The sequence below is a fragment of the uncultured Veillonella sp. genome, from assembly GCF_963534045.1.
Classification (GTDB): Bacteria; Bacillota; Negativicutes; order Veillonellales; family Veillonellaceae; genus Veillonella.
The window spans coordinates 1-7,969 of sequence record NZ_CAUSQT010000052.1; the positions used below are offsets into that span (position 1 = coordinate 1).

A 7,969-nucleotide genomic window follows, 5' to 3' on the forward strand; every position below is an offset into this window, starting at 1 on the left:
ATATAAGGTATAAGAAAATAGGCGTATTGTGCCTTTTTCATGATTACTGACTGATTAGAAAAGGAGTATTAGCTAATGAGATGTCCTTATTGCCAACATACAGACACGAAGGTAACAGACTCAAGAACGACAGATGAAGGAAATAGTATCCGTCGTCGTCGGGAGTGTATTAATTGTGGACGCCGCTTTACTACTTATGAAATCATCGAAGAAGTACCACTCATGGTAGCAAAGAAGAATGGTCGCCGTGAATTATTTGACCGTGGTAAATTGTTAAATGGCTTGTTACGTTCTTGTGACAAACGAACAGTGCCTATGTCCGTTATGGAAGAAGTGGTCAATAATGTAGAGCGAGACATTCGCAATGAAGTAAATCAAGAGATTTCTACAGATCGTATTGGTGAACTTGTATTACAACAGCTAAAAGATATCGACCAAGTTGCCTATGTACGTTTTGCTTCTGTATATCGTAAGTTTGATAATATTGACAGCTTTATGGCTGAACTTAAAGCATTAAAAAAATTAGATGCTAAAAAAGCAAAGAAATAGCGTGAATATATGATTGATTTACATTGTGATACGATAATGCAATTAATCGACCACCCTCATGATGGTGATTTATTTTCTAATAACTGGAAAATTGATATTGAGCGCCTTATCAAAGGGCATAGTCGATTGCAGGATTTTGCATTATTTGTAGACTTAGAAGAACAAGACGATTCGTATGGTAGATATGAATCTATGCGCCAATTGTTCGATAGTCAGATACAAAAATATAGCGACTATATCAGTCATGTGCGTTCTTATGATGATATTACAGCGTGTTATGAAAATCATAAAGTAGCTGCTTTATTATCCATTGAAGAGGGGGGCGTTCTGGGAGGCGATTTAGCTAAGTTAGACAAGGCTTACGCTGATGGTGTTCGACTTATTACATTGACCTGGAACTATCCTAATGAATTGGGGGAACCTAATACTGGAGATTCTCATAAGAAATTGACTAAAACAGGCATTGCATTTGTAGAACGGATGCAAGAATTAGGTATGATTGTTGATTGTTCTCATCTTAATGATGGGGGAACAGAACAATTAGGCGATATTCTTGATGTGCCTTTTATTGCATCTCATTCTAATGCGCGAGAAGTGACAGCCCATCGTCGTAATTTGCCGGACCACTTGATTCGTCTAATTGGCGAAAAGGGTGGCGTTATTGGTTTGAACTTTGCTCAATCCTTCTTAGGGACTTCACCCATCAGTCGCATCGATGATATTGTGAAGCACGGATTGTATATCATCAATAAGGGCGGTGAAGATGTAATCGCTCTAGGCACTGATTTTGATGGTATCAAGCCAAATACAGAAATTGAGGATATTTCAGATATGCATCGTTTGTATGATGCATTTAGAGGCGCCGGGCTTTCAGAAGAACAAACGGAAAAACTATTTTGGAAAAACGCGGATCGCCTACTAAAGGAGATTTTATAATGACAGATATAAATCCAATCATTGCGGATCGATTTACAGACCATCTTGATGTGTTTAGTAAAACAATGGATCAGATGGATGTTATTCAAGAAATTGCTAACCGCTGTATTGTGGCTTTGAATAGTGGCAATAAAATTTTATTCTGTGGTAATGGTGGTTCCGCTGCGGATTCTCAACATCTTGCAGCAGAACTTATTGGACGTTTTAAAAAAGAACGCCGCTCTCTTGCATCCATTGCGCTTACTACAGATACATCTATTTTGACAGCTGTTGCCAATGATTATGACTATGATGCAGTGTTTGCGCGTCAAGTTGAAGGCTTAGGCCGTTCTGGGGATGTACTTATCGGTATTTCCACATCGGGTAATTCAAAAAATGTTGTGAAAGCTGTGGAAATGGCACGAAATACAGGTATGCACACGATTGCTTTCACCGGTGAAGGTGGCGGTAAATTGGCAGAATTATGCGATCTTACACTAGCTATTCCAAGTACTGTTACGGCGCGTATTCAAGAAATGCACATTTTAGCTGGTCATATCATTTGCGAACTTATTGAAGAAGATTATTAATCGAGATAGGGAAGAAATCACAGATTTCTTGAAAGGGGACCTATGATTACAAAAACAGTGAATGAGTTTTTGACAAATTCATTACCGAACCTAAACATTGCAGTTATCGGTGATGTTATGGTGGATCGTTATGTATTTGGCGATGTGAGCCGTATTTCACCAGAGGCTCCTGTGCCGGTCAATCGCGTATCCTCTGTGAAAGAAGTGCTTGGCGGGGCAGGTAACGTAGCGTCTAACTTAGCCAATCTCGATTGCCATGTCTATTTAGGGGCCGTAGCTGGTATCGATGACCATGGTAGAGTGCTCGATAACTTATTGGCCGCTGATCATATTGATACTTCCGGTCTCATCCATGATGAAAGTCGGTCTACGATTACTAAAATGCGTATTTTAGGTGACCGTCAACAAATGATGCGCCTCGATTTTGAAACGATTACACCTATTACAGCTGCTGAAGAAGAACAATTAATCATTTGGCTAGAAGAACTTTGTCAACGTGGATTACAAGGCATCGTCATATCCGATTATGGAAAAGGCGTATGCACACCGACATTGTTGCAACATGTATTCAAGTTGGCGAACACTTATCAAGTACAGACCATCGTAGATCCTAAGGGTGCTGATTGGTCCAAATATGATGGTGCTACATGTATTACACCGAATGTAAAAGAATTGGGTGAATCCTTAGGTCGTGTGATTCCGAATGATGATGCTTCAGTTATTGAGGCGGCTAAGGAAGTACTTAATAAGGTTAATATTAAATATATTATCGGCACTCGTTCCGCAAAGGGGATTACCGTTGTGGCTAAGGATGGTAGAACTTGGCATAATCCAGCAACACAACAGGATGTATTCGATGTGAGTGGCGCTGGTGATACGGTCGTAGCTATGATGATTTCATGCTTAGCCAGTGGTTTATCCATGCGTTTAGCCCTACATATCGCTAATGGCGCTGCTGGTATCGTCGTATCTAAGGTGGGAACATATCCAATCCATCGCCAAGAGTTGATTGAGTTATGGCGCTCTGTACGACAATTGACAACATCTAGCCCATTATATACAAAAGAAGAAATGAAGGCGCTAATCGATAAATGGCAAAGCATGGGCGAAACCGTCGTATTTACAAATGGTTGCTTTGATATTCTGCATCGAGGGCACATTACGTATTTACAAGAGGCGGCACAACTTGGGGCTCACCTCATTATTGGACTTAACTCTGATGCGTCTGTTAGACGTTTAAAGGGTGAAACAAGACCTATCGTATCCGAAGAGGATAGAGCAGCCTTATTAAGCGCCTTACAATGTGTAGATGGTGTTGTCCTTTTTGAGGAGGATACACCTGCCGAATTATTAGCGTACTTACGCCCTAATATTCTTGTTAAGGGCGGCGATTATAAAAAAGAGGATATCGTTGGTAGAGAATCTGTAGATGAAGTAGAGGTACTTTCATTTAAAGAAGGATACTCTACATCGGATATCGTAAAGAAAATAGCCACGATGGCTAAGGAGGGGAAATTATGATTATTGTAACTGGTGGTGCCGGTTTTATTGGTAGTAATATTGTGAAAGCCTTAAACGAACGCGGTCGCAATGATATTCTAATCGTTGATGATTTAACAGATGGTCGTAAAATTCGCAATCTCCAAAATTTAGATTATTTAGATTACATTGACTGTGATGATTTTGATGCTGCCATTGCAGACGGCACATTCAATGTAGGTCCTATTGAAGTCATTTTCCATGAAGGTGCATGTGCAGATACGATGGAATACAATGGCAAATATATGATGAAGAACAACTACGAAGGTTCCAAAAATCTATTCCACTATTGCCAAGATCGTGCTATTCCATTTATCTATGCATCCTCTGCATCTACGTATGGCAATGGTACAAATGGCTTTGTTGAAAAGCCAGAAGCAGAAGAAGCTTTAAATCCGTATGCATATTCTAAGCTATTATTTGACCGCTATGTACGCAAATTTGAAGGCGAATATACAGCACAAGTGGTAGGTTTGCGTTATTTCAATGTATTTGGTCCTAATGAAGCACATAAGGATAAAATGGCATCTCTTGTACGCCAAATGTTCTATAAGAACCAAGAAACAGGCGTTATCGATTTGTTTGAAGGCACAGATGGCTATGAAAATGGTGGTCAAACACGTGATTTCATCTATGTCAAAGACGTGGTAAATGTAAACTTCTATTTCTGGGAACATCCTGAAATTTCTGGTACATTCAACTGCGGTACAGGTCACGCACATAGCTTCAATGAATTCATGCAAGCTGTTATTGACTATAATGGTAAAGGTCGCATTGAATACATTCCGTTCCCAGAAGTGTTGATTGGTAAATACCAAAGCTTTACTGAAGCAGACACAACTAAATTGATGGCTGCTGGCTATGATAAAGGCTTTACACCATTAGCTGATGCCGTAAAAGAATATTGTGAATTATTAGATAATAACGAAGGATATTTGCGTTAATCTGTTATGACAGATTAATATTAATTCTTTAGATAATTGTAAAGGATGCAGTATGAAAAAGGTGTTATTCCTCGATAGAGATGGGGTTATCAACAAGGATGTTTCCTATCTCTATAAGATAGCGGATCTACAGTGGGTTGATGGTGCAAAAGAAGCATTGAAATTAGCCCATGATTCTGGTTATGAACTTATAGTCGTAACAAATCAAAGTGGTGTGGCACGAGGTTACTATAAGGAAACTGATGTGCAAATTCTGCATGATTATATGGGAAATGAACTATTTAAAGCTGGAGCACCTATCTTACATTTCTACTATTGCCCACATCACAAGGAAGGCTCTGTAGAACGTTATGCCGTAGATTGCAACTGTCGTAAACCAAAACCGGGTATGCTTTTACAAGCTATCAAGGATTTTGATGTAGATGTAGAACATAGCTTTCTCATCGGTGATAGCCAACGCGATGTAGATGCTGCTGAGGCTGCAGGAGTAAAGGGATATCTGTTTACAGAATCCAATCTATTAGATTTCATGAAAAAGATTTTAAAGCATTGATTTTTGGATGAATTACATGTATGTGTATTCTTCGTTCATAGAGGGGTTATTATGAAGGACTATTCCAATATACTCGTCATAAAGATGAGTTCCTTAGGTGATGTCATTCACGCATTGCCAACATTATATGCATTGCGCCAAAATTTGCCGCACGCAAAAATTACCTGGGCCATACATGAACAATTTGCGAGCCTCTTGCCAGGTACCCCTTGGGTGGACGAAGTAATTGTCATCGATAAGAAACAATTAAAATCGCCGTCTTATTTATGGAATCTTCGTAAAGAACTACATAGTCGTCATTTCGATATGACCTTAGATCTACAATGTATCGCCAAAAGTGCCATTGTATCTCTACTATCGGGTTCTCCTGAGAAATATGGCTATTGGGAACTTCGCGAGGGCAGTCAATTAGTTAATAAAGCTCTAGTAGGAGCTCATAAATATGATCACGTTATTGAGCGCTATCTCGATACGGTACGTGCCTTAGGTGGCGAAGTGGATGGCGTGGAATTTCCAATGCCTCATGACCATGCAGCAGAAGGGAAGATTCGCAACCGGCTGTCTGAACTAGGTGTAACCGATGATTATGTTGTCGTTGTACCTGGTGCGCGATGGATTGTTAAGGAATGGCCGTTATTAAATTTTGGTGAATTATGTATTCGCCTTTGTGAAAGTGGTAAAAAGGTGGTCATTGCAGGTTCGCCTGATGATAGTGAAAAAGGTCAATTTATAGAAAACTATGTGAAGAGCGATAATCTCATTAATTTAGTTGGTCAAACGACCATGGCTGAGTTAATCGAGTTGATTCGTCATTGTCATATTTTCATCAGCGCTGATACAGGGCCTTTGCATATTGCCAATGCGTTAAAGAAACCATTAATTGCGTTATTTGGCACTACATCGCCACATAGAACTGGTCCGTATGGGGGCAGTCATGTGCATCTTATTATTTCTCCTACATCTAAGGCTACTCCAGAACAGCCACTGGTAGATGATCCAGATTGCATGGCTCAAATTCCAGTAGATGCGGTGTGGGATGTATATTCTGAAATGTTGAGAAAGGATTTATGATGGAACTTGATTACAAACGCATTGTCGTAACCTTTCTCATGCATTTAGGCGATGTTGTGTTAACGACTCCATTTCTAGAGGTGTTGCGTAAAGCAGCACCTCATAGTCATATCACCTATGTGATTGATGAAAAGTTACAAGATGTAATGAAATACAATCCTTATATCGATGATTTGATTACAGTCGATAAAAAAGGACGTCATAATAGCATTAAAGGGTTGAATGAAATCGCTCGTTGCATTAACGACCAAGGGAGACCTGATATTGTTATTAACCTGCATCCTAATGAACGTACATCATACTTAGCGTGGAAAATACACGGTAAGGTGACGACGGGGATGAGCCATTTTTTATTTAGACCATTTATGACGAAATATACTCGTCTTGATCGCAAGACACGTCACGCCGCCGATATGTATATAAACGTATTAGAACAATTAGGCGTCACTGACGTAGCTAATCACGGATTACATATCGAGACATGTAAGGAATGGAATGATGAGGTATTCCGTTTTTATGAAAGCCAAGGCGTTATGCCTCGCGATAAGATTATTGGTTTTAATATCGGCAGTGCAGTGCCTGAAAAACGATGGCCTGCAGAACGCTTTGCCGATGTAGCTGATTATTTTGGCAACAAAGGTTATAAAACTGTATTCTTTGGTGGCCCCATGGATTTAGACATGGTGAAACCTGTTGTAGAACAGATGAAAACATCACCAATTGTGGCCACAGGTGCTTTCAAATTAGGCCCTTTAGCAGCGGCTATGAAATGGTGTGACTTGCTCATTACAAATGATTCTGGACCTATGCATGTAGCCATTAGTCAGGGGGTTCCTATCGTGGCGCTTTACGGACCGTCAAATCCATTTTTCTATGGTCCGTATCAAGCAAAATCTATCGTACTTGAATCGATGGACCATTATGAAATTGGTAAAAGTATGAAACAGGTTATCAAAGAAGGCAAGTATAAAGGTATTTCTGTTATTACCGAAGAACAAGTGATTAAGGCAGCTGAAACATTACTGCAGGAATCGTAAGTTATGGATTATATTATTTTTGATTTAGAATGGAATCAACCATATAGCAACGACATTAGCTTTATGAAGCGAGCGCGTATGCCGTTGACCGGTGAAATCATTCAAATCGGAGCTATTAAGCTCAATGAGAGTTTAGAGATTGTGGATTCGTTCACAATGTATGTAAAACCTAAATATTTACCACATATGCATAAGCATGTGAAGGCCCTTACAGGGATAACGAATCAAGATTTGAACCGCGGTGTCCCATTTAGGGCGGCCTATAGTCATTTTCAACAATGGTGTGGCAAGGATTATATGCTCCTGTCTTGGGGCGCCGACGATATTCTTATATTGCGAGAAAATTTATTGCTCCATAAATTAAAGAGTATCGACTATGATTCTTGGGCCGATGCACAGATGATATACAGCTATCAACGATATGGCACGACACAACAGTACTCTGTAGCTCATGCGATGGAGGATTTACATATATCATCTGAAGAATTATCCGCTCATAATGCACTTCACGATGCTATATTTACGGCACATATCTGCCAAAAACTAGATTTGCCAACAGCATTATTGCATTATGATTCCATACGGAAAGAGGCGCCAAATCCATTTTTATATCCACCGGGTTTGACCTTCTTTATGTACGATAACTTTCAAGAAAAGAAACGTATCGTATATGATAGACGAGTGCGATTATCCTTTTGTCCCTATTGCCAAAGTCGGTTGGAAACGACACGTCCTGAGCGGATACAAGGAGATAAGCATTTATCTATAGGC

General features: G+C 39.8%; 9 protein-coding genes. All 9 read left to right on the forward strand.

The window, feature by feature from the left end; all coding sequences use genetic code 11:
- The first annotated feature begins 75 nt into the window (after window positions 1-75).
- Entirely contained in the window at window positions 76-549 is a 474-nt protein-coding gene (gene nrdR / locus RYP29_RS07555; protein ID WP_005379058.1) for a transcriptional regulator NrdR, read from the forward strand.
- Between the two features lie 9 nt (window positions 550-558).
- Complete coding sequence (locus RYP29_RS07560) at window positions 559-1,485, forward strand: dipeptidase (RefSeq protein ID WP_005383878.1); 927 nt, start codon at window positions 559-561, stop codon at window positions 1,483-1,485.
- Window positions 1,485-2,054, forward strand: a complete 570-nt coding sequence (gmhA, locus tag RYP29_RS07565) for a D-sedoheptulose 7-phosphate isomerase (RefSeq protein WP_005381034.1) — start codon at window positions 1,485-1,487, stop codon at window positions 2,052-2,054. Before RYP29_RS07560 ends, gmhA begins: the two co-directional genes overlap by 1 nt.
- A gap of 42 nt (window positions 2,055-2,096) precedes the next feature.
- Window positions 2,097-3,575: a D-glycero-beta-D-manno-heptose 1-phosphate adenylyltransferase gene (rfaE2, locus tag RYP29_RS07570; RefSeq protein WP_156931149.1), complete on the forward strand. Its 1,479-nt coding sequence runs from the start codon at window positions 2,097-2,099 to the stop codon at window positions 3,573-3,575.
- Window positions 3,572-4,537 (forward strand): ADP-glyceromanno-heptose 6-epimerase, encoded by a 966-nt coding sequence (gene rfaD, locus RYP29_RS07575; RefSeq protein WP_156931150.1) that lies wholly within the window; start codon window positions 3,572-3,574, stop codon window positions 4,535-4,537. The genes rfaE2 and rfaD overlap by 4 nt, the downstream gene beginning before the upstream one ends.
- 52 nt (window positions 4,538-4,589) lie before the next feature.
- Window positions 4,590-5,090 (forward strand): D-glycero-beta-D-manno-heptose 1,7-bisphosphate 7-phosphatase, encoded by a 501-nt coding sequence (locus RYP29_RS07580; protein ID WP_156931151.1) that lies wholly within the window; start codon window positions 4,590-4,592, stop codon window positions 5,088-5,090.
- Window positions 5,091-5,141: 51 nt separating this feature from the next.
- Window positions 5,142-6,161 (forward strand): glycosyltransferase family 9 protein, encoded by a 1,020-nt coding sequence (locus tag RYP29_RS07585; protein WP_156931152.1) that lies wholly within the window; start codon window positions 5,142-5,144, stop codon window positions 6,159-6,161.
- A complete protein-coding gene (locus RYP29_RS07590; RefSeq protein WP_156931905.1) occupies window positions 6,161-7,198 on the forward strand; it encodes a glycosyltransferase family 9 protein in 1,038 nt (345 codons plus the stop codon). Before RYP29_RS07585 ends, RYP29_RS07590 begins: the two co-directional genes overlap by 1 nt.
- Window positions 7,199-7,201: 3 nt before the next feature.
- A partial coding sequence (locus tag RYP29_RS07595; RefSeq protein WP_311532905.1) for a 3'-5' exonuclease occupies window positions 7,202-7,969 on the forward strand: 768 nt, incomplete at its 3' end.

Bases quoted from the DNA above. Each gene is read 5' to 3' on its own strand.
- rfaD (WP_156931150.1), top strand. From the start codon at position 3,572: ATGATTATTGTAACTGGTGGTGCCGGTTTTATTGGTAGTAATATTGTG.
- gmhA (WP_005381034.1), top strand. From the start codon at position 1,485: ATGACAGATATAAATCCAATCATTGCGGATCGATTTACAGACCATCTT.
- RYP29_RS07590 (WP_156931905.1), top strand. From the start codon at position 6,161: ATGGAACTTGATTACAAACGCATTGTCGTAACCTTTCTCATGCATTTA.
- rfaE2 (WP_156931149.1), top strand. From the start codon at position 2,097: ATGATTACAAAAACAGTGAATGAGTTTTTGACAAATTCATTACCGAAC.
- RYP29_RS07560 (WP_005383878.1), top strand. From the start codon at position 559: ATGATTGATTTACATTGTGATACGATAATGCAATTAATCGACCACCCT.
- RYP29_RS07580 (WP_156931151.1), top strand. From the start codon at position 4,590: ATGAAAAAGGTGTTATTCCTCGATAGAGATGGGGTTATCAACAAGGAT.
- RYP29_RS07585 (WP_156931152.1), top strand. From the start codon at position 5,142: ATGAAGGACTATTCCAATATACTCGTCATAAAGATGAGTTCCTTAGGT.
- nrdR (WP_005379058.1), top strand. From the start codon at position 76: ATGAGATGTCCTTATTGCCAACATACAGACACGAAGGTAACAGACTCA.